Origin of the sequence: Endozoicomonas sp. ONNA1, from assembly GCF_024606325.1 — a bacterium.
Lineage (GTDB): Bacteria > Pseudomonadota > Gammaproteobacteria > Pseudomonadales > Endozoicomonadaceae > Endozoicomonas_A.
On record NZ_JAHHPN010000462.1, the window covers coordinates 1 to 1,197 of the forward strand.

Below are 1,197 nucleotides of genomic sequence, written 5' to 3' on the forward strand. Positions count from 1 at the left end.
CTATTGATTATGTCCGTTTATACGGTGACTTATCCCGTCAGCCAATATGGGATGCCCTGGCGGATATGCTGCACAAAACTTACACCCGGCAGGATGGCACCAAAATGAATGTAGCTCAGGTCTGCATTGACTCTGGTGGTCACTACACCGATGAGGTGTATGCTTTCTGTCGTAAGCAAGGAGCCGATTGGGCAATTCCAGTTAAGGGTTCATCTCAGGCTGGCAAACCTATCGCCACATTTCCCAAAACCAAAAACAAGAAAGGGGTCTACCTGACATTGGTCGGCACCGATACTGCGAAAGAGCTTATCTATCAGCGTTACCGAGTTTTAGAGCCCGGGCAGGGTTACTGTCACTGGCCAGTCAAGGATTGCTTTGATGAAGATTATTTCAAACAGGCCACTGCAGAAGAAAAGATAAAGAAGTACCGGCTCGGTGTGCCCTACTTTACTTGGGATGCCAAGAACCGCAGAAATGAAGCGTTGGATTGTAGGGTCTATTCGCTGGCAGCAATCCGTATCCTCCAGCAGCACCGAGGTATCAACCTGGAATTGCTCGCTAAAAGTCGACCAGCACCAGAAGACACCCCTGATCCTGAATTAGAAGAAACCGGCAACAAGCCAAAAGCAGTTCGTCGTTCATCCCGCAGCTCCTATCTTCAGAGATAACCTCCATGATTACTGAGGCAGAATATCAGGCCCTGAAACGGGCAGTGCTTTTGCGTGAGACCCGTACTGTGGAATTTGAAGGCCGCCGGGTGGAGTACAGCAGCTTCGCCGAAATGGAAAGGCGATTGCAAGCCATTGAGCGTGAATTGATTAAACAACAGAAACGCCCAAAGCAATACGGCATCTATTCATCCAAGGGAGTTTGAGGCATGGGCTTGCTCACCAACCTTTTTCGTCGTTTCAAAAACTCAGCCTACACCGCCGCAGGCATGGGACGACGAGCCAAAAGCTGGTATGCACCAGGGCTTTCTCCGAATACCGCACTCACTGCTGATCTGTCCAAACTGATTAACCGTTCCCGGGCAGCAATCCGCAATGACCCCTGGGCCAGCAGTGGTTTGGAAAAGCTGGTCAGTAATGTGGTTGGTCGTGGCATTACACCTAAATCTCTGCTGGACGACGATGGTTTACGGGAACAGCTGCAAAACCTGTTTCTGCAGTGGTCGGATGAATCGGATGCTGATGGTTT

General features: G+C 50.1%; 3 protein-coding genes. All 3 read left to right on the top strand.

Annotation, left to right across the window (positions count from 1 at the left end; genetic code table 11):
- A partial coding sequence (locus tag KDK19_RS10505; protein WP_257291902.1) for a phage terminase large subunit family protein occupies positions 1-668 on the top strand: 668 nt, incomplete at its 5' end.
- 5 nt (positions 669-673) lie between these two features.
- Positions 674-874, top strand: coding sequence for a phage head-tail joining protein (locus KDK19_RS10510; protein ID WP_066015960.1), 201 nt, complete (start codon positions 674-676; stop codon positions 872-874).
- Between the two features lie 3 nt (positions 875-877).
- The coding region (locus KDK19_RS10515; protein ID WP_257291903.1) for a phage portal protein at positions 878-1,197 on the top strand (320 nt) is incomplete at its 3' end.

What these genes read in the sequence shown, in the direction of transcription:
- KDK19_RS10510 (WP_066015960.1), top strand. Translation starts at nt 674, where the DNA reads ATGATTACTGAGGCAGAATATCAGGCCCTGAAACGGGCAGTGCTTTTG.